Source organism: Symbiobacterium sp. (assembly GCF_040797425.1).
In the GTDB taxonomy this organism is placed as follows: domain Bacteria; phylum Bacillota; class Sulfobacillia; order Symbiobacteriales; family Symbiobacteriaceae; genus Symbiobacterium.
This window is the reverse complement of record NZ_JBFNEH010000142.1, coordinates 1-1,057: the sequence shown is the minus strand read 5'-3', so window position 1 is coordinate 1,057 and position 1,057 is coordinate 1. Positions and strand designations below refer to the sequence as shown.

Annotated in this window: 2 protein-coding genes; both read left to right on the top strand. The window is 69.7% G+C overall.

The window, feature by feature from the left end; all coding sequences use genetic code 11:
* Positions 1-444 (top strand): ABC transporter permease (locus tag AB2385_RS17125; RefSeq protein WP_367656216.1); only part of this gene is annotated, 444 nt, incomplete at its 5' end.
* A gap of 129 nt (positions 445-573) precedes the next feature.
* Complete coding sequence (locus AB2385_RS17120) at positions 574-768, top strand: hypothetical protein (RefSeq protein ID WP_367656215.1); 195 nt, start codon at positions 574-576, stop codon at positions 766-768.
* Positions 769-1,057 lie beyond the last annotated feature (289 nt).

Below are 1,057 nucleotides of genomic sequence, written 5' to 3'. Positions count from 1 at the left end.
CTGGCCACGGTCTTCTGCCTCGGGCAGATCTCGGCCCTGCCGGGAATGGTGAGCAGCCTGCTCGTGGGGAGCTGGCAGCTGGGGATCCCGCTGCAGAACACGCTGGCGGCAGTGCCGCTCACGCTGCTCGCCGCGGCGAGCCTGACGCTGGTGGGCGCCGGCGTCGGCGGTCTGGCCCGGACCCAGGCTGAGGTGAACCTGTACAGCAACGTGCTCTACCTGGTGGTGATCTTCCTCTCGCCGGTGCTGGCGCCGGTGGACCGGCTGCCGGCGCTGATGCGGGCGACGTCGTACCTCTTCCCGACCGGGCAGGCGGCGATGGCGATCACGGACGTGCTGCAGGGCGACTACGGCCTCCGGTTCTGGGTCCTGTTCGGGCTGCTCTGTCTCTGGCTGCTGGCCGCCGGGGTCCTGGTGGTGAAGCGGCTGGACTGGCGGACCTGACGGGCGTGTCTGGCGGATGCCGGGGTGGGGGCCTCGCCCGGGGCTGCGCCACGACGGCTCGAGGAGCCTCTCCGCCGGGATGCGCGGGATTCTGGCGACGCCGGGCGTCTAACCCGTGGAGGGATCGACATGCGGACGTTTCTCCTCTGGCTCCTGGTGTTCGTGATCGCGCCGCCCCTGGCGCTGCTGGCGCTGGTGCTCTACCCGGTGCTGTGGCTTCTGCTCCTGCCCTTCCGCATCGTGGGCATCGCCGTGGACGGGGTGCTGAAGCTGATCTGGGCCCTGGTGACGCTGCCGGCCCGGTTGCTGGGCTGGCGGGGATGACCCGTGCGGTGCGGGGTCCTGTGCTCGCCGTGCCGGCTTCGGGGTCTGGACCGTGCGGATGCCCCGGCCACGTCGGGTGCCTGCGCGTAGCCTTCAACCCGAGGTCGATCACGGACGCGGTCGATGTCACGGCCGATCACATCAAACGGGAGGCGGCGAACGACCCTACGTTCAGTTTGAACTGTACATGAACGAGCGCGGATTCGAGATCGTCCGCTGTGCGGACCTGGACTGAGTGCCTTCGAAAGCAGCACCGGGGTAGCCCCCTGCGGGCTACCCCGTCTTGTTC

Coding starts and splice junctions, on each gene's coding strand:
- AB2385_RS17120 (WP_367656215.1), top strand. CDS start 574: ATGCGGACGTTTCTCCTCTGGCTCCTGGTGTTCGTGATCGCGCCGCCC.